At 62.8% G+C, this 18,875-nt stretch carries 16 protein-coding genes; 12 read left to right on the top strand and 4 right to left on the bottom strand.

Going from position 1 to position 18,875, the window contains the following annotated elements; genetic code table 11:
- The first annotated feature begins 1 nt into the window (after position 1).
- The 8 genes from ispG to RRX38_RS21755 all read left to right on the top strand — a co-directional run bounded on the left by ispG (position 2) and on the right by RRX38_RS21755 (position 8,402).
- The gene (gene ispG, locus RRX38_RS21720) at positions 2-1,111 is read left to right on the top strand and encodes a flavodoxin-dependent (E)-4-hydroxy-3-methylbut-2-enyl-diphosphate synthase (RefSeq protein ID WP_295471072.1); all 1,110 of its coding nucleotides are present in this window, start codon (positions 2-4) and stop codon (positions 1,109-1,111) included.
- Positions 1,112-1,133: 22 nt separating this feature from the next.
- Positions 1,134-2,423 (top strand): histidine--tRNA ligase, encoded by a 1,290-nt coding sequence (hisS, locus tag RRX38_RS21725; protein WP_315960619.1) that lies wholly within the window; start codon positions 1,134-1,136, stop codon positions 2,421-2,423.
- 71 nt (positions 2,424-2,494) lie between these two features.
- Positions 2,495-3,103 (top strand): tetratricopeptide repeat protein, encoded by a 609-nt coding sequence (locus RRX38_RS21730; protein WP_295471569.1) that lies wholly within the window; start codon positions 2,495-2,497, stop codon positions 3,101-3,103.
- Positions 3,096-4,250, top strand: coding sequence for an outer membrane protein assembly factor BamB (gene bamB / locus RRX38_RS21735; RefSeq protein WP_315960620.1), 1,155 nt, complete (start codon positions 3,096-3,098; stop codon positions 4,248-4,250). Before RRX38_RS21730 ends, bamB begins: the two co-directional genes overlap by 8 nt.
- 136 nt (positions 4,251-4,386) lie before the next feature.
- Positions 4,387-5,871: a ribosome biogenesis GTPase Der gene (gene der / locus RRX38_RS21740; RefSeq protein WP_295471069.1), complete on the top strand. Its 1,485-nt coding sequence runs from the start codon at positions 4,387-4,389 to the stop codon at positions 5,869-5,871.
- Positions 5,872-5,997: 126 nt separating this feature from the next.
- Positions 5,998-7,146 (top strand): pyridoxal phosphate-dependent aminotransferase, encoded by a 1,149-nt coding sequence (locus RRX38_RS21745; protein WP_315960621.1) that lies wholly within the window; start codon positions 5,998-6,000, stop codon positions 7,144-7,146.
- Positions 7,134-7,925 (top strand): amidohydrolase, encoded by a 792-nt coding sequence (locus RRX38_RS21750; protein WP_315960622.1) that lies wholly within the window; start codon positions 7,134-7,136, stop codon positions 7,923-7,925. The genes RRX38_RS21745 and RRX38_RS21750 overlap by 13 nt, the downstream gene beginning before the upstream one ends.
- A 57-nt stretch (positions 7,926-7,982) precedes the next feature.
- Positions 7,983-8,402 carry a hypothetical protein gene (locus tag RRX38_RS21755; protein WP_315960623.1) on the top strand — a complete coding sequence of 140 codons (420 nt, stop codon included), beginning with the start codon at positions 7,983-7,985 and terminating at the stop codon, positions 8,400-8,402.
- Positions 8,403-8,467: 65 nt separating this feature from the next.
- Here RRX38_RS21755 and RRX38_RS21760 read toward each other — a convergent pair whose 3' ends face one another.
- The 4 genes from RRX38_RS21760 to xseA form a co-directional block, all read right to left on the bottom strand.
- Positions 8,468-9,337: an oxaloacetate decarboxylase gene (locus tag RRX38_RS21760; RefSeq protein WP_295471065.1), complete on the bottom strand. Its 870-nt coding sequence runs from the start codon at positions 9,335-9,337 to the stop codon at positions 8,468-8,470.
- Positions 9,338-9,820: 483 nt separating this feature from the next.
- A complete protein-coding gene (leuA, locus tag RRX38_RS21765) occupies positions 9,821-11,497 on the bottom strand; it encodes a 2-isopropylmalate synthase (RefSeq protein WP_295471064.1) in 1,677 nt (558 codons plus the stop codon).
- A 346-nt stretch (positions 11,498-11,843) separates the two neighbouring features.
- Positions 11,844-12,668, bottom strand: coding sequence for a peptidoglycan DD-metalloendopeptidase family protein (locus RRX38_RS21770; RefSeq protein ID WP_315960624.1), 825 nt, complete (start codon positions 12,666-12,668; stop codon positions 11,844-11,846).
- Positions 12,669-12,675: 7 nt separating this feature from the next.
- Positions 12,676-14,055, bottom strand: coding sequence for an exodeoxyribonuclease VII large subunit (xseA, locus tag RRX38_RS21775; RefSeq protein WP_315960625.1), 1,380 nt, complete (start codon positions 14,053-14,055; stop codon positions 12,676-12,678).
- 98 nt (positions 14,056-14,153) lie between these two features.
- Here xseA and RRX38_RS21780 point away from each other — a divergent pair, with 98 nt between their 5' ends.
- The 4 genes from RRX38_RS21780 to guaA all read left to right on the top strand — a co-directional run bounded on the left by RRX38_RS21780 (position 14,154) and on the right by guaA (position 18,824).
- A complete protein-coding gene (locus tag RRX38_RS21780; protein ID WP_315960626.1) occupies positions 14,154-14,933 on the top strand; it encodes a sulfite exporter TauE/SafE family protein in 780 nt (259 codons plus the stop codon).
- Positions 14,934-14,998: 65 nt separating this feature from the next.
- On the top strand, positions 14,999-15,553 hold the full coding sequence (locus tag RRX38_RS21785; RefSeq protein ID WP_295471059.1) for a sugar ABC transporter ATPase: 555 nt from the start codon (positions 14,999-15,001) through the stop codon (positions 15,551-15,553).
- Between the two features lie 118 nt (positions 15,554-15,671).
- On the top strand, positions 15,672-17,141 hold the full coding sequence (gene guaB, locus RRX38_RS21790; RefSeq protein ID WP_295471058.1) for an IMP dehydrogenase: 1,470 nt from the start codon (positions 15,672-15,674) through the stop codon (positions 17,139-17,141).
- A 105-nt stretch (positions 17,142-17,246) separates the two neighbouring features.
- Positions 17,247-18,824 carry a glutamine-hydrolyzing GMP synthase gene (guaA, locus tag RRX38_RS21795; RefSeq protein ID WP_295471057.1) on the top strand — a complete coding sequence of 526 codons (1,578 nt, stop codon included), beginning with the start codon at positions 17,247-17,249 and terminating at the stop codon, positions 18,822-18,824.
- The last annotated feature ends 51 nt before the right edge of the window (positions 18,825-18,875 follow it).

Here is an 18,875-nt window from a genome sequence, read left to right on the forward strand (position 1 = left end):
CATGCACGGCCATTCCCCCATCAAGCGTCGCGAATCCAGAAAGATCTGGGTCGGTTCCGTACCGGTCGGTGGCGATGCCCCGATCGCCGTGCAGAGCATGACCAACAGCGACACCAACGACGTCGCCGCCACGGTCGCGCAGATCAACCGTCTGGAAGCTGCCGGTGTCGACATCGTGCGCGTTTCGGTGCCGGACATGGACGCCGCCGAGGCGTTCGGGCGCATCAAGCAGCAGGTCAAGGTGCCGCTGGTCGCCGACATCCACTTCGACTACCGCATTGCCCTGCGCGTGGCCGAGCTGGGTGTCGACTGCCTGCGCATCAACCCCGGCAACATTGGCCGTGAGGATCGCGTCAAGGCGGTGGTCGATGCGGCGCGTGACCGTGGTATCCCGATCCGCATCGGCGTCAACGCCGGTTCGCTGGAAAAGGACCTGCAGAAGAAATACGGCGAACCGACCCCCGAAGCGCTGGTCGAGTCCGCACTGCGCCATGTCGAGCACCTGGACCGCCTGAACTTCCAGGACTTCAAGGTCAGCGTGAAGGCGTCCGACGTGTTCATGGCCGTCGAGGCCTACCGCCAGCTGGCGCGGCAGATCGTCCAGCCCCTGCACCTGGGCATCACCGAAGCCGGTGGCCTGCGCTCCGGCACGGTGAAGTCCGCCGTGGGCCTGGGGATGCTGCTTGCCGAAGGGATTGGCGATACTATCCGCATCTCGCTGGCCGCCGACCCGGTGGAAGAGGTCAAGGTCGGTTACGACATCCTCAAGTCGCTGCACCTGCGTTCCCGTGGTATCAACTTCATCGCCTGCCCGAGCTGCTCGCGGCAGAACTTCGATGTGGTCAAGACCATGAACGAACTCGAAGGTCGCCTGGAGGACCTGCTGGTGCCCATGGATGTCGCGGTCATCGGCTGCGTGGTCAATGGCCCGGGTGAAGCCAAGGAGGCCCATATCGGCCTGACCGGTGGCAGCCCGAACCTGATCTACATCGATGGCAAGCCGTCGCAGAAGCTGGGTAACGAGAACCTCGTCTCCGAACTGGAGCGCCTGATTCGCGAGAAGGCCGCTGAAAAGGCAGAAGCCGACGCCGCCGTGATCGTGCGCGGCTAATCAAGATTGCTAAGGATTTTTTGTGAGTAAGTCTCTGCAAGCCATTCGTGGCATGAACGACATCCTGCCCGAGCAGACCCCGCTGTGGCGCTATTTCGAAGGCACCGTATCGGGTCTGCTGGATAACTACGGCTATCGGCAGATCCGTATGCCGATCGTCGAGTTCACCGAGCTGTTCAAGCGCTCTATCGGTGAAGTGACCGATATCGTCGAAAAAGAGATGTACACCTTCGCCGACCGCAACGGCGATTCCCTGACCCTGCGCCCCGAAGGCACCGCAGCCTGCGTGCGTGCGGTGCTGGAGCACGGCATCACTGGCGGTGGCCAGGTGCAGAAACTCTGGTACATCGGCCCGATGTTCCGCCACGAGCGCCCGCAGAAGGGCCGCTACCGGCAGTTCCACCAGATCGGTGTGGAAGTCTTCAACCTCGACGGCCCGGACATCGACGCCGAGCTGATCGTGCTGACCTGGCGCCTGTGGGGGCAGTTGGGCATTCGTGATGCGGTCAAGCTCGAACTCAACAGCCTGGGCACCAGCGAGGCGCGTGCCCGCTACCGTGACGCCCTGGTCGAATTCCTTGCCGCACGGCATGATCAGCTCGACGAAGACAGCCAGCGTCGTCTGAAGACCAATCCGCTGCGTATTCTCGACACCAAGAGCCCGGAAACCCAGGCCCTGTTGGTAGACGCGCCGAAACTGGCCGACTACCTCGACGAAGAGTCGCGGGTGCATTTCGAAGGTCTCAAGGCGCGTCTGGATGCCGCTGGCATTCCTTACGTGATCAACCCCAAGCTGGTTCGCGGCCTGGATTACTACAGCAAGACCGTATTCGAGTGGGTCACCGACAAGCTGGGTGCCCAGGGCACCGTTTGCGCCGGTGGCCGCTACGACGGCCTGGTCGAGCAGATGGGCGGCAAGCCGACGGCAGGCGTAGGCTTCGCCATGGGCATCGAGCGCCTGGTTTTGCTGCTGGAAACCCTGGAGCAAGTGCCGGCCGATCTGGCCCGCCAGGTCGACGTCTACCTCTGCGCCTTCGGTGAGCAGGCCGAGCTGGCTGCCCTGGCGCTGACCGAGCAGGTGCGTGACCAGTTGCCCAACCTGCGGCTGCAGGTCAACGCCGGCGCCGGCAGTTTCAAGAGCCAGTTCAAGAAAGCCGACAAGAGCGGCGCACTGTTCGCACTGATCCTGGGCGAAGAAGAACTGGCCAACCGGCAGATCGGTGTCAAGCCGCTGCGCGGGCAGGGCGAGCAACAGAACATTGCCTGGGAGGCTCTGGCCGAGCACCTGGCGAACAGCCTGGCACAGGCTTGAACGAATAAAACAGCTGATTTGGCGATAGGAGTATTGGGGTGTCGCGTACCGAAGATGAAGAGCTGGCGGTAATGAAGGACTGGTGGCAGCGTAACGGCAAACCCCTGGTAACTGGCGGTCTGCTGGCGTTGATCGTGGTCTTCGGCTGGCAGTACTGGCAAAAGTATCAGCGTACCCAGGCCGCCAACGCCTCGGTGCTCTACCAGCAACTGCTGGAAACTTCGCTGACGCCGACCGGTGAGGCTGATCCTGCTCGCGTGGCCGACCTGGCCGGCAAGCTCAAGAGCGAATACGGCGGCACCGCCTACGCGCAATACGCCAGCCTGTTCGTCGCCAAGGTCGCGGTAGACACCGGCAAGCTGGACGACGCGGCCGCCGAACTCAAGGCTGTAGCCGACAAGCCCGCCAACGCCACCCTCGGCGAGATCGCCCGTCAGCGCCTGGCACGTGTGCTGGCTGCGCAGAACAAGGCCGAAGACGCGCTCAAGCTGCTTGCTGGCGACGCCGACAAAGCGTTCCTGGCCAGCCGTGAAGAACTCAAGGGTGACCTGCTGGTGCAACTCGGTCGTACCGACGAAGCCCATGCGGCGTACCAAAAGGCCAAGTCCGCGCTGTCGCCCGACGCCGCGGTGGGTGGCCTGCAAATGAAGCTCGACGATCTGGCCAAAGGGGATGCGTGACGTGATTCGTTGGAAACATGCAGCATTGCTGGCTCTGGCCGTTATGGCCGTGGGTTGCAGCAGCAACAGCAAGAAGGAATTGCCTCCGGCCGAGCTGACCAGCTTCAAGGAGGAGGTCGTCCTGCAGAAGAAGTGGAGCCATTCGGTCGGTGACGGCCAGGGCAAGACTTACAACATGCTGGTACCGGCCATCGACGGTGACCGTATCTACGCCGCCGACGTGACCGGCGAGATCGTCGCCCTGGATCGCATGACCGGCGAGACGCTGTGGAAGAAGGATCTGGACCTGCCGGTGTCCGGCGCCGTGGGGGTCGGTTACGGCCTGCTGACCATCGGCACCCTCAAGGGTGAAGTGGTGGCTCTGGACTCCAGCACCGGTGACGAGAAATGGCGTGCACGGGTGACCAGTGAAGTACTGGCGCCACCGGCCAACAACGGCGACGTGGTGGTGGTACAGACCCAGGATGACCGCGTGATTGGCCTGGATGCCTACACGGGCTCGCAACGCTGGATCTACGAAAGCACACCGGCGGTGCTGACCCTGCGTGGCACCGGCGCGCCGATCGTGACCAACCGCCTGGCCGTGGCCGGCCTGTCCACCGGCAAGGTGGTGGCGTTGGACATCAGCAATGGCGTACCGGTCTGGGAGCAACGCGTTGCCATCCCGCAAGGTCGTTCGGAGCTGGAGCGCGTGGTCGACATCGACGGCGGTCTGCTGCTGTCTGGCGGTACCCTGTACGTAGCCAGCTACCAAGGCCGCGTCGCCGGCCTGGACCTGCAGAGCGGTCGCGTGCTGTGGCAGCGCGATGCGTCGAGCTACGATGGCGTGGCGCAGGGCTTCGGCAGCGTCTACGTGAGCCTGGCTTCGGGCACCGTGGAAGGCATCGACGAGCGTTCGTCCACCGCGCTGTGGAGCAACGATTCGCTGGCCCGTCGTCAGCTGAGCGCCCCTGAGGTGTTCTCCAGCTACGTGGCCGTGGGTGACTTCGAGGGTTACCTGCACCTGCTGAGCCAGGTGGACGGCCGCTTCGTCGGGCGTGAGCGCATCGACAGCGACGGCCTGCGGGCACGCCCGCTGGTGGTCGGCGACATGATCTACGTGTATGGCAACAGTGGCAAACTCGAAGCCCTGACCATCAAGCAATGATCGCCAAGGCCGGAGCTGCCCGCTCCGGCCGACCCTGCTCCGGCAGGGCTGCGGGCTCTTCGGAACCCGCCCAGAACTCCGGCCGCTGCCTAGCAGCGGCTTTTGTATTTTCTGAAATAACGCAGTGGAGAGCCGCATGGTTCCCGTAATCGCCCTGGTGGGCCGACCGAACGTCGGCAAGTCCACCATGTTCAACCGCTTGACCCGAACCCGAGACGCCATCGTCGGCGACCTTTCCGGTCTGACCCGAGATCGCCAGTACGGAGAGGCGAAGTGGAAAGGGCGCTCGTACATTCTGATCGACACCGGTGGTATCTCCGGCGACGAGCACGGCATGGATGAAAAGATGGCCGAGCAGTCGCTGATGGCCATCGAGGAGGCCGATGTCGTCCTGTTCCTGGTCGATGCCAAGGCCGGCTATACCGCCGCCGACCAGATGATTGGCGAGCACCTGCGCAAGCGCAACAAACGCAGCTTCGTGATCGCCAACAAGATCGACAACATCGACGAAAACCTGGCCCGGGCCGAATTCAGCCCCATGGGTCTGGGTGACGCCATTCCGGTGGCCGGCGCCCATGGGCGTGGTGTTTCGCAGATGCTCGACATCGTCCTGCAGGGGCTGACCTGGGACGAAGACGAAGAAGCCGCTGCCGCCGAAGGCGAGGAAGACGAAGAGGTCGCCGAAGGCGAGGAAGCCAAGCGCATTCCTGGCCCGAGTGAAAAGGATGGCATCAAGATCGCCATCATCGGTCGCCCCAACGTTGGCAAGTCGACGCTGGTCAACCGCATGCTCGGTGAAGACCGCGTCATCGTCTACGACCAGCCCGGCACCACCCGCGACAGTATCTACATTCCGTTCGAGCGCAATGAAGAGAAGTACACCCTGATCGACACCGCCGGGGTGCGCAAGCGCGGCAAGATCCACGAGGAAGTCGAGAAGTTCTCGGTGGTCAAGACCCTGCAGGCCATCAAGGACGCCAACGTGGTGATCTTCGTGATGGACGCTCGTGAAGGCGTGGTCGACCACGACCTGAACCTGCTCGGTTTCGCCCTGGAGTCTGGCCGTGCCATGGTCATCGCCCTCAACAAGTGGGACGGCATGACCCCTGGCGAGCGCGACTACGTGAAGATCGAACTGGAGCGCCGGCTGTTCTTCGTCGACTTCGCCGACATCCACTTCATTTCTGCGTTGCACGGCACCGGTGTGGGTAACCTGTACGCTTCGGTACAGAACGCCTTCAAGTCGGCGGTGACCCGCTGGCCGACCAGCCGCCTGACGCAGATTCTCGAAGATGCGGTCAGCGACCATGCGCCGCCGATGGTCAATGGCCGACGCATCAAGCTGCGCTATGCCCACCTCGGTGGTGCCAACCCGCCGCTGATCGTGATCCACGGCAACCAGGTCGAGGCCGTGCCCAAGTCCTACGTGCGCTACCTGGAGAACACCTACCGCCGCGTGCTCAAGCTGGTCGGTACGCCGATCCGCATCGAGTTCAAGGGCAGCGACAACCCGTACGAGCACATCAAGAACAAGCTGACCGACCGCCAGGTCAACAAGAAGCGCCGCCTGATGTCGCACCACAAGAAGGCCGACAAGAAGCGCCGCGACAAGAAGCGTTGAAGCTGCGGCAAGCCAGAGCGCACGGCGAGGCGCTTTTGCTTGCTCTCGTAGCTTGCCGCTTGTAGCTTGCCGCTCGATCCTGCGCTAGGGTTGAACCCTTCGGTTCATCCCCAGCGCAGGCCTTCCATGCTCGACAGCAAGTTGCCCAATGTGGGCACCACCATCTTTACCGTCATGTCTCAGCTCGCGGCGCAGACCGGGGCGATCAACCTGTCTCAGGGCTTTCCCGATTTCGATGGGCCGCAGGCGCTGCGCGATGCGGTGGGCCGGCACGTGGCCGAGGGACGCAACCAGTATTCACCGATGACCGGCCTGCCCGCCTTGCGCGAGCAGGTGGCGGCGAAGATCGCTCGCCTGTATGGCGCGCAGGTCGATGCCGACAGTGAGGTGACCATTACGCCCGGTGCCACCCAGGCCATCTTCTGCGCCGTGCAGGCGGTGATCCGGCCCGGTGACGAGGTGATCGTCTTCGACCCCTGCTACGACAGCTATGAGCCCTCGGTGGAGCTGGCCGGCGGGCGCTGTGTGCATGTGCAGCTCGATGCCCGGGATTTCTCCATCGACTGGCAGGCACTCAGCGATGCGCTGAGCCCGCGCACCCGCATGATCATCATCAACACGCCGCACAACCCTTGCGGTGCGTTGATCAGTCGAACCGAGCTGGATCAACTGGCCCGGCTGATCGCCGACCGTGACATCTACCTGATCAGCGACGAGGTCTACGAGCACCTGGTCTACGACGGCCGTCAGCATGCCAGTGTCCTGGCCCATGAGGCGCTGTATGCGCGGGCTTTCGTGGTCAGCTCGTTTGGCAAGACTTACCACGTCACCGGCTGGAAAACCGGCTACGTGGTGGCGCCGTCGGCCTTGACCGCAGAGCTGCGCAAGGTGCACCAGTACGTGAGTTTTTGCGGCGTCACACCCTTGCAGTTCGCCCTGGCCGAGTTCATGGCCGAACACCCCGAGCATCTCGACGAGTTGCCAGGGTTCTACCAGGCCAAGCGGGATTTCTTCTGCAACCAACTGGCCGGCTCGCGCTTCACCTTCCAGCCCGTGGCCGGCACCTACTTTCAGCTGGTGGACTATTCGCAGATCCGTCCAGACCTCAAGGATGTCGACATGGCCCTGTGGATGACCCGTGAGCACGGCGTGGCCAGCATTCCAGTCTCGGTGTTCTATCAGCAGCCGCCCGAAGGTCAGCGGCTGATTCGTCTGTGCTTCGCCAAACGTGAGGAGACGCTGCGCCAGGCAGCGGAAAAACTATGCGCGATCTGAACACGCTGCCGCCGCTGAAGCTGGCCCTGGTGCAAACCCAGCTGGCCTGGCACGACCCGCAAGCCAACTTCGCTCACTTCGATGACCTGCTCAAGCAGGCTCACGGTGCTGATCTGGTGATTCTGCCGGAGATGTTCAGCACCGGTTTCAGCATGGATTCGGCAGGCCAGTTCGAGCCGGAGAACGGTCCGGCCGCGCAGTGGCTGCTGGCCCAGGCGCAGCGCCTGGAGGCGGTGGTGACCGGCAGCGTGATCGTGCAGGCCGCCGATGGCAGTTACCGCAACCGTCTGTACTGGGCGCGCCCCGACGGTGAGCTGGCGCACTACGACAAGCGCCACCTGTTCCGCATGGCCGGCGAACATGAGCACTACAGTGCCGGTGAGCAGCAGGTCGTCGTCGAGCTCAATGGCTGGCGCATCCGCCCGCTGATCTGCTACGACCTGCGCTTTCCGGTGTGGAGCCGCGATGCCATGGACACCGATCTGCTGCTGTATGTCGCCAACTGGCCAGGCGCCCGCCGTTTGCACTGGAATCGTCTGCTGCCTGCGCGGGCCATCGAAAACCTCTGCTATGTGGCGGCGGTGAATCGGGTCGGCAAGGATGGCAATGGCCTGGTGTATGCCGGTGACAGCCAAGTGCTGGATTTCCAGGGTGACAGCCTGCTGGAGGTCGGAACAGCCGACGGAGTGTTCACAGCGACCCTGGACGGCGCCGGACTGGCTGCCTATCGCGACCGTTTTCCTGCTTATCTGGATGCTGATACCTTCCGGATACAATGATGCCCTTCAGTTCTCGAGCGAGTGGCCGATACCTTCGGCAACATAAAGGAGCTTGCCATGACCACCATCAATACCAGCTCGTTGACCAGCTATAACAGCGCTCTGTCATTGACCGCTCGCAACGCGACGACGTCCGAGGCGCAAGACGCCGCAGCCGGCAGCAAGGATGCCACGGCGACCGCCGACACCAGCAAGCTTACGGGGACTGCTGCCGGTGGAGGCGCCTCTGGTGCCAAGTCGTCTACCGAGCAGTTGATCGACCAGCTCGAGAAGCAGATCAAGGTGGCCCAGAAGCAACTGCAGCAACTGCAGCAACAGCTGGCAGCTGCACAGAAGAGCAAAGGCTCTGAAGTGGAGAAGGCCGCTCAGGTGGCGACCATCCAGGCACAGATCGCCACCACCAGCGCGCAGCTGGTCAGCTTGCAGGGTTCGCTGATGCAGTTGCAGGCCCAAGGCAGTGTGAACACCACCGCCTGAGATTATCGAGGGCACAAAAAAACCTCCGTTCTCGCCAGAGACGGAGGTTTTTTAATGCCCGGCGCTTACTCGTTCACGTTCATGAACTTCTTCGCCCACTGCACGTAGTCTTCCGGCTGCGTGTAGGTGTGGGTCAGCTCGGTGGCGCTCATTTCGCTGGTCTTGCAGGTGATCTGGCGCTGTGCACGCAGGCTGTCGTAGGTTGCCTTGATCGCCGCGAAGTAGGCCGCGTGACCGTCCACGCAGATGCGTACGCCCATTTCCGCCAGGCGCTTATTGTCCAGCAGCTCTGGGTTGCCGTAGGTGACCAGCATCATCGGCACGGTGATGCCTTCGGAAATCTGCGCCAGATGCTCGAAATCACGTACGCCGACCACGGTGATGCCGTCAACACCGGTGGCCTGGTACTGCTTCATGCGATCGTTGGCCTCGGCCACCGGCAGGATGCCCGCATTGGTGCGGGCGAAGATCGACAGTTCAGGGTCTACACGGGCTTCCAGCGCGGCGCGCATCTTGCCCACGCCTTCCGCTACCGAGATCAGGTCGGTGGATTTGCGGCCGAATTGCGCTGGCAGCAGGGTATCTTCGATGGTCAGGGCCGCCACGCCGGCGCGCTCCAGCTCGATCACGGTGCGCATCACGTTCAGCGCGTTGCCGTAGCCATGGTCGGCGTCGGCAATGAAGGGCAGCTCGGCGACGCGGCCAATACGGGTGGCCTGCTCGACGAACTCGGTGAGGGTGATCAGCGCGAAGTCCGGAGCTGCCAGCACCTGCAGCGAGGCGACCGAGCCGCCGAGGATACCGACTTCGAAGCCGAGGTCGGCCGCGATGCGGGCGGACATGGGGTCGAATACCGAGGCGGTGCGGTAGCAGGAACTGGAAGAGGTCAGCGCACGAAAGCTGCGGCGCAGGCCTTGATGGGAAGCCTTGGGCATAGTCGCTCCATGTAGGGCAGGGTCAGCCTGGCAGCAGCGAGGCCGACGGTTTTCTCAATGCACGGTGAGTCGCTCCGTGCAGGATTCTCGTTCGAAAATCAATGCGATGGTCGTCGTGATAAATAAGGATTACAGCCTAGTGTGGTGACTCACAAGTTCGTGCAAAAAATGGCCAGTGATCTTGGCTGTCAGGCGTGGCCATGCAGCATGGTGGTCAAAGGCACATCAGGATTGTGCAGCCAACTTGTGATTCAACGCACTAGAGGCACGTTAACAGCCAGATGAGATGACCCGAGCAGGTCAAGCGGCTTATGCCTGAAACGTTTAAGGCCGCAATGCTATCACGGTGATTTGGGCGTGCCTTATGCCGAATGTGCGGGGGGTATGCGAGAAATGCAACTTGCACAACGGTGGGGCAAAAACAAGAAGGAACTTCGCCTCAAGCACCAATAAGGTGCATTTTGAGGCGAAATTTGCCGAGGGTCAGGCTGCAGCGGAGGTGGTCGGCGACTGGCTCAACGAGCGGTTCAGTGCGCTGAACAGGGCCTTGAAGCTGGCGGTGGTGATGTTTTCGTCGATACCCACGCCATGCACGGCGCGTTCGCCGTTGACGCGCAGTTCGATGTAGGCCGCCGCCTTGGCGGTCGTGCCAGCACCGATGGCGTGCTCGTTGTAGTCCATGATCTCGACCCGCACTGGCAGGCTGGAGACCAGCGCTTCCAGTGCACCATTACCCTTGCCTTTCCAATGGTGGGTTTCGTCGTTGACGTTGACCTCGGCATCTACGGCACTGGTGTTGTTCTCTTCCTGCAGGCGGTGGCTGACCAGGGCGTACGGTTTATTGGCCTGCAGGTACTCGCGCTTGAACAGGGCGTAGATCTGCTGCGCGGTCATTTCCAGGCCCAGGCGGTCGGTTTCACCCTGCACCACCTGGCTGAACTCGATCTGCATGCGGCGCGGCAGGGAAATACCGTATTCCTGTTCCAGCAGGTAAGTGATGCCGCCCTTGCCGGACTGGCTGTTGACGCGGATCACCGCCTCGTAGCTGCGGCCGATATCGGCCGGGTCGATCGGCAGGTAAGGCACTTCCCAGAGCGCATCGTCCTTCTGCTGGGAGAAGCCCTTGCGGATCGCATCCTGGTGCGAGCCGGAGAAGGCGGTGTGCACCAGGTCGCCGACGTAAGGGTGGCGTGGGTGTACCGGGATCTGGTTGCACTCTTCGACCACCTTGCGGATGCCGTCGATGTCGGAGAAGTCCAGCTCAGGGTCGACACCCTGGGTATAGAGGTTCAGGCCCAGGGTTACCAGGTCGACGTTGCCGGTGCGCTCGCCGTTGCCGAACAGGCAGCCTTCGACACGGTCGGCGCCGGCCATCAGGCCCAGCTCGGTGGCGGCTACGCCGGTGCCACGGTCATTGTGGGTGTGCAGGCTGATCAGCACGCTGTCACGACGGTTGACGTGACGGCAGAACCACTCGATCTGGTCGGCGTAGACGTTCGGTGTCGAGACTTCGACAGTGGCCGGCAGGTTGAGAATGATCTTGTGTTCCGGAGTCGGGTTCCACACCTCGATGACCGCGTCACAGACTTCCTTGGCGAACTCCAGCTCGGTGGCGCTGAAGGTCTCTGGCGAATACTGGAAGGTCCACTGGGTTTCAGGCTGCTGGGCTGCGTACTTGACGAACAGCTTGGCGGCATTGACCGCGATGTCCTTCACGCCTTGCTTGTCCTGGTTGAAGACAATGCGGCGGAACGACGGGCTGGTGGCGTTGTACAGGTGGACGATGGCTTTCTTGGCGCCGCGCAGCGATTCGAAGGTACGGGCGATGAGGTCTTCACGGGCCTGGGTCAGCACCTGGATGGTGGTGTCCTCGGGCACATGGTTGTCTTCGATCAGGGTGCGGACGAAGTCGAAGTCGGTCTGCGAGGCGGCTGGGAAGGCGGCTTCGATTTCCTTGACGCCTACGCTGACCAGGGTCTTCCAGAAGCGCAGCTTCTTGGCCGAGTCCATTGGCTCGATCAGCGACTGGTTGCCGTCGCGCAGGTCGGAGCTGCACCAGATTGGCGCCTGGGTAATGGACTTCGAAGGCCAGGTGCGGTCCGGCAGGTTGATGGTCGGAAACGCACGGTACTTCTTCGAAGGGTCTTTGAGCATGGTCATCGGGCTAATCCTTTGTGCTTGTGCTATAGCGGCCGATAGAGGGCGGCCAGGCAATACGAATGCGGATGAGGCAGGGGCGAGGTCAGACGGTAAGGCCTGGCAGTCGTGCGCTCACCAGATCCAGGCAGGCGTGCTGACGCAGCAGAATGAGGGTTTGAGAGGTTTTCATGGGGCCAACCGTAACCATTGGGGTAAATGTTGGCAAGCAGTTGCAGAAAATTGATAGAAATCTTCTGCTTGACGTTTTTGGTGATTTTTAATGGCTTAAAAATCCATCTTTAAAGTGATTAATTGCGGGACCTTCCTAGCTCCCGCAACCTGGTGTCTTGCCAACCGCCTCGCGAGATCAGGGTTCGAACGCGCCGATGAAAATCGCCGGGTCCACTCGTGCATCGTTGAGGCTGACGTTCCAGTGCATGTGCGGGCCGGTGGCGCGGCCGGTGGCGCCGACCTTGCCCACCACGCCGCCGCGTGGCACCGCATCGCCGACCTTCACGTCGATCTTCGACAGGTGGCAGAACATGCTGATGAAACCCTGGCCGTGGTCGACGAACACGGTCTGGCCATTGAAGAAGTAGTCACCGGTGAGGATCACCTTGCCGGCAGCCGGTGACTTGATCGGCGTGCCGGCTGGCACGGCGAAGTCCAGGCCCGAGTGCGGGTTGCGTTCTTCACCGTTGAAGAAGCGGCGCACACCGAAGCGACTCGACAGCGGGCCATTCACCGGCTTGTCTAGGATCAGGTTGCTCGGCGTGCCAGGGCTGAAGCTGCGATAGGCACGCAACTGCTCGGCCAATTCCCGCTCGTAGCGCTTGGTCTGCTCGGTGTCCGGGGTGACCTGGCTCTGGTTCTTCAGGGTGATGCGCTGTTCCTTGTATTTCTTGCTGCCCACTGTGAAGTTCAGGCTGCGGCCACCACTCACGACCTGCTGGGTGCCGGGCTTGACGCTCAATGGAATGCCGACGATGGCCAGCCAGCCGCCGTCCTGTTCGCGCACCACCAACACCGGCTTGCCCTGGTAGGTGGCCTTGGGCGGCTGTGCGGCATTGCCCAGGTCGATGACCGCCACGCCACCGGGTACCGGCTTGTTGAGCATGCGCGAAATGTAGCTCTCGGCCTGTGCTGGCAGGCAGAGCAGCAGGGCGAACAACGGTGCGATAAGACGAAGCATCGGCGGGTCAGTCCAGAAGGGAAAGGGTTACGGGCGTCAGGTGGTTGTCTTCCACCCGCACTTGCAGCTCGCCTTCGCCCAAGCGGGCAGTGAGGCGCTGGCCGTTGTGGGTCTGCGCGGCCTGGCGGATCGCCTGGCCCCGTTCGTCGAGAAGGATGCTGTAGCCTCGGCCCAAGGTCGCCAAGGGGCTGACCACATGCAGGGTCTGCATCTGGCTGTGCAATTGCAGGCGGCGGGCCTTGATCTGCTCGCGCATCGCTCGCGGCAGGCGCTCGGCCAGGGCATCCAGGCGCTGGCGCAGGAAGGCCAGGGTGCGTCCCGGATGCTGGGCGGCCAGGCGACTCTGCAGGTGAGCGACCTGTAGCTGCTGCTTGCGCATGCCTTGCTCGAAAGCGCGGCGCAGGCGCATATCCAAGTCATCCAGGCGTTGCGCCTGTTGACGCAACCGCTCGCCGGGGTGGCGCAGGCGCCGCGACAGCCCGTCGAGGCGCAATTGCTCACGGGCCAGTTTCTCGCGCATGCGGCTGTGCAGGCGACGTTGCAGGTTCTCGACCCGGCGGTGCAGGTCGCTGGTGTCGGGGGCCAGCAGCTCGGCGGCCGCCGACGGGGTAGGGGCACGCACGTCGGCGACGAAGTCGCTGATGGAAACGTCGGTTTCATGCCCCACTGCGCTGACGATCGGTGTAACGCAGGCGGCGATGGCACGGGCTACGGGCTCTTCGTTGAAGCACCAGAGGTCTTCCAGCGAGCCTCCGCCACGGGCCAGGATCAGCGCGTCGAAGCCGGCGCGGTCGGCCAGTTGCAGGGCGCGGACGATCTGCCCGACCGCCTCGCGGCCTTGCACGGCGGTAGGGATCAGGATCAGCTCGACCTGCGGGGCGCGACGGCGGAACACACTGATGATGTCGCGGATCACCGCGCCGGTGGGCGAGGTGACGATGCCGATGCGGCGTGGGTGCTGGGGCAGGGGCTGCTTGCGTTCGGTGCTGAACAGGCCTTCTTCGCCCAGTTGGGCCTTGAGGGCTTCGAAGGCTTGGCGCAGCACGCCATCGCCAGCGGGCTCGACAGCATCGAGGATCAATTGGTAGTCGCCACGGCCTTCGTAGAGAGAGACCTTGCCGCGGACCTTGACCTGCAGGCCATCCTTGAGCGCCTGGCGTACTCGCGCGGCGTTCTGGCGGAACAGCGCGCAGCGCACCTGGGCGTTGCTGTCCTTGAGGGTGAAGTAGACATGCCCGGACGCCGGGCGCGACAGGTTGGAAATCTCGCCCTCGACCCAGATGCCGGTGAATACGTCTTCGAGCAGCACCCGGGCGCGGCCGTTGAGCTGGCTGACAGTGAGGACTTCCCGGTCCAGGCCGAGTCTTGCGAAAGGGTCTTTGATCATGGCGGCCATCATAAAGGGAAATACGGCCTGGTGCTGGCGCTTTTCCAGACGCTGGCGTTATATGGAAAAACAATGACAAGCGGCACAAGGAGCGTGGAGTGGGCATCGAGCAAGTTATCGAGTGGTTTTCCCAGCTGGGGTTCAGCCCGCTGGACTGGTTGTGCATCGAACTGGCGGTACTGGCCGCCTATATCGTTTTCGGCATCGCTGGCTTCGGTACTGCCCTGGTGGCCGGGCCGGTGCTGATTCACTTCATGTCGTTGTCGCGCATCATCCCCTTGCTGGTCATGCTCGATTTTCTTGCTGCGCTGGGTAATCTGCTGCCGGCTCGGCAGTCGGTGGTCAAGGGCGAGCTGCTGCGCCTGCTGCCCTGTATGGCGGTGGGCTGCACGCTGGGTGTGCTGTTTCTGCTCAACCTCAAGTCCGATGTGCTGCTGTTGCTGATGGGGCTGTTCGTGACCGCCTATGCGTTGTACAGCCTGGCGGTGAAGGTGCGCCCAGCCAATCTGTCGGCCGGCTGGGCGGTGCCGATGGGCATCGTGGGCGGGCTGTTCGGTGCGCTGTTCGGCAGTGGCGGCTTTCTCTATGCCATCTATCTCAATGGTCGCCTGGAGGCCAAGGAGCAGGTGCGCGCCACCCAGGGGGCGCTGATCAGTTGCAGCACCGTGGTACGCCTGGGGTTGTTCATCATCGCCGGGGTCTATGCGCAGATCCCCTTGCTGGTGCTGGCAGCCTGCTTGCTGCCAGCGATGTTGTTCGGCTCATGGGTCGGCCGCTCGCTGACCATGAAGCTGTCCCGCGAAGCCTTCGTGCGGCTGATTACCTGGCTGGTGCTGATCAGCGGCATCGCCCTGCTGGCGCGTTACTTCGGCGGCTGAGGCTTGACCTGTGGCGGCGGCGAATTAAGCTGCCGCCCCTGTTCCATCTTCCTGTGACCCTCGCCATGCCCAGCCAGAGCATCATCGTCCCGCAAATCTCCAGTTTTCCGCTGCACGAGCTCAAGGCGCGCCAGGCATTGCGCTGGCTGGTCAAGCTCAATGTGGTGGAGCCCGAGCTGAGCACCTGCGGGCGTACTGGCAACCGTATGGCCTATGCCATCGCGCCGGGCGCTCGCAAGGTGGTGGAGAACCCCGACGTGCTGCCGTTCGGCCAGCCGGTCAATGGCCTGGAGATCGTCACCCGGCGCTGCATTTATACGCCGCTCGACGGTTTTGCCGAAGAGGCCGGCTGCCCGGAGTGCCGCCAGGAGATCGGTGAGGCGCTGTTCGAAAGCCTGGAAGACTGGATGCCCGGCCACACCGACAATTTCACCTGCCCGCTGTGCGGGCATGAAGATGACATCAACGGCTTCCTGTTTCTTGACCCATGCGGGTTCTCCAACCTGGGTTTCATCTTCAACGATTGGCTAGCTGCCGGCTTCAAGAAGGATTTTCTCGACCAGTTCGCCGCGCGGCTGGACCGTTCGGTGACCTGGGTGAAGGTGCGTTGGCAGGACTGAACGGGGTGGTTTGGGTTTGTAACCGGCTTTGTAAACGGGCCAAGTTTTTGCATTGAGCCGGCCAGTGTGTGTGGGTATAATGGCGCGCTTCCAATTTTCCCGCTCGGGAGCCCCCGCGATGCTGCGTATCAGTCAAGAAGCCTTAACATTTGACGACATTCTCCTTGTACCCGGTTATTCCGAGGTCCTGCCCAACGAAGTCAGTCTCAAAACCCGTTTGACCCGCGGCATCGAGCTGAACATTCCGCTGGTCTCCGCAGCCATGGACACCGTCACCGAAGCCCGCCTGGCCATCGCCATGGCGCAGGAAGGCGGTATCGGCATCATCCACAAGAACATGACCATCGACCAGCAGGCTGCTGAAGTCCGCAAGGTCAAGAAGTTCGAAGCCGGTGTAGTCAAGGACCCGATCACCATCGAGGCCGACGCCACCGTGCGTGACCTCTTCGACCTGACCCGCCAGCACAACATCTCCGGTGTGCCCGTGCTGCACGACGGCGACCTGGTCGGTATCGTCACCTCCCGCGACGTGCGTTTCGAAAGCCGCCTGGACATTCCGGTGCGAGAAGTCATGACCCCCAAAGAGCGTCTGGTCACCGTCCGTGAGGGCGCCGACAAGAACGAAGTGCGTGAGCTGCTGCACAAGCACCGCCTCGAGAAGGTCCTGATCGTCGACGACAAGTTCAGCCTCAAGGGCATGATGACCGTCAAGGACATCGAAAAGGCCAAGGCCTACCCGCTGGCCAGCAAGGACGACCAGGGTCGTCTGCGCGTCGGTGCCGCGGTCGGTACCGGCAAGGACACCGGTGAGCGCGTTGCCGCGCTGGTGGCCGCTGGCGTCGACGTGGTGGTGGTCGACACCGCCCACGGTCACTCCAAGGGCGTGATCGACCGCGTACGTTGGGTCAAGGAGCACTACCCGCAGGTTCAGGTGATTGGCGGCAACATCGCCACCGGCGCAGCGGCCAAGGCCCTGGTCGAGGCAGGCGCCGATGCGGTCAAGGTCGGTATCGGCCCTGGCTCCATCTGCACCACCCGTATCGTCGCCGGTGTCGGCGTTCCGCAGATCAGCGCCATCGCCAACGTTGCCGAAGCGCTGGAAGGCACTGGCGTGCCACTGATCGCCGACGGCGGTATCCGTTTCTCCGGTGACCTGTCCAAGGCCATCGTCGCCGGTGCCTCCGCTGTGATGATGGGTTCGATGTTCGCCGGTACCGAAGAAGCTCCGGGCGAAATCGAACTGTTCCAGGGCCGCTCCTACAAGGCCTACCGTGGCATGGGTTCGCTGGGTGCGATGTCCCAGGCCCAGGGCTCTTCGGACCGCTACTTCCAGGACTCTTCGGCCGGTGCCGAGAAGCTGGTACCTGAAGGTATCGAAGGCCGCGTCGCCTACAAGGGCTCGCTGGCCGCGATCATCCATCAACTGATGGGTGGCCTGCGTTCCTCCATGGGCTACACCGGCAGCGCCAACATCGAAGAAATGCGCACCAAGCCCGAGTTCGTCCGCATCACCGGTGCCGGCATGGCCGAATCCCACGTCCATGACGTGCAGATCACCAAGGAAGCGCCGAACTATCGCGTTGGTTGATCGGGTCGGCAGCTTGGCCTTCGCCAGGCTGCCTCCCAACGAGTTTTGTAGCCGGGGCTGTTTTCGCAGCCCCGTGTCGTTTCTGTTTTTTGACGAGAATGAGCCATGGCCCTCGACATTCACGCCCAGCGTATCCTGATCCTCGACTTCGGTTCCCAGTACACCCAGCTGATTGCCCGCCGCGTGCGCGAAATCGGCGTGTACTGCGAACTGCATCCGTTCGACATGGACGACGCGGCGATTCGCGAGTTCGCACCCAACGGCGTCATCCTGGCCGGTGGCCCGGAGTCGGTCCACGAGGCCAACAGCCCGCGGGCCCCGCAAGCGGTATTCGACCTCAAGGTTCCGCTGCTGGGTATCTGCTACGGCATGCAGACCATGGCCGAGCAACTGGGTGGCCGTGTCGAGGGTTCCGACCTGCGTGAATTCGGCTACGCTCGCGTCGATGTAGTCGGCAAGGCACGCCTGCTCGACGGCATCGAAGACCACGTGGACGCCGACGGTGTACTGGGCCTGGACGTGTGGATGAGCCACGGCGACAAGGTCACCGAGATTCCGGCCGGTTTCCACATCCTGGCCAGCACCCCGAGCTGCCCGATCGCCGGCATGGCCGACGATGCGCGTGGCTACTACGGCGTGCAGTTCCACCCGGAAGTGACCCACACCAAGCAGGGCGGTCGCATCCTGTCGCGCTTCGTCCTCGACATCTGCGGCTGCGAAGCCCTGTGGACCCCGTCGAACATCGTCGAAGACGCCATCGCCAACGTGCGTGCCCAGGTTGGCACCGACAACGTGCTGCTGGGCCTGTCTGGCGGTGTCGACTCTTCGGTGGTCGCCGCTCTGCTGCACAAGGCCATTGGTGACCAGCTGACCTGCGTATTCGTCGACAACGGCCTGCTGCGCCTGCACGAAGGTGAGCAGGTAATGGCCATGTTCGCCGAGAACATGGGCGTCAAGGTGATCCGCGCCAACGCCGAAGAGCAGTTCCTTGCCAACCTGGCTGGCGAAAGTGACCCGGAGAAGAAGCGCAAGATCATCGGCCGCACCTTCATCGACGTGTTCGATGCCGAGTCCAGCAAGCTGCACAACATCAAATACCTGGCCCAGGGCACCATCTACCCCGACGTGATCGAGTCGGCCGGCGCCAAGAGCGGCAAGGCTCACGTGATCAAGTCCCACCACAACGTCGGTGGCCTGCCGGAAGAGATGAACCTCAAGCTGGTCGAGCCGCTGCGTGAGCTGTTCAAGGACGAAGTGCGCCGCCTCGGCCTGGAACTGGGCCTGCCCTACGACATGGTCTACCGTCACCCATTCCCAGGCCCGGGCCTGGGCGTGCGCATTCTGGGTGAAGTGAAGAAGGAATACGCCGACCTGCTGCGTCGTGCCGACCACATCTTCATCGAAGAACTGCGCAAGGCCGACTGGTACCACAAGGTCAGCCAGGCCTTCGTGGTGTTCCAACCGGTCAAATCCGTCGGCGTGGTCGGCGATGGCCGCCGCTACGCCTGGGTCGTCGCCCTGCGCGCCGTGGAAACCATCGACTTCATGACCGCCCGTTGGGCCCATTTGCCGTACGAACTGCTGGAAACCGTCAGCGGCCGGATCATCAACGAAATCGACGGCATCTCCCGCGTGACCTACGACGTGTCGAGCAAGCCGCCAGCGACCATCGAGTGGGAATGATCCCGCGTCCGGCACTGCCCGGCACGATCTAGCAAAAAATGCCCTGAAGCC

Origin of the sequence: Pseudomonas sp. DTU_2021_1001937_2_SI_NGA_ILE_001, from assembly GCF_032463525.1 — a bacterium.
GTDB lineage: Bacteria > Pseudomonadota > Gammaproteobacteria > Pseudomonadales > Pseudomonadaceae > Aquipseudomonas.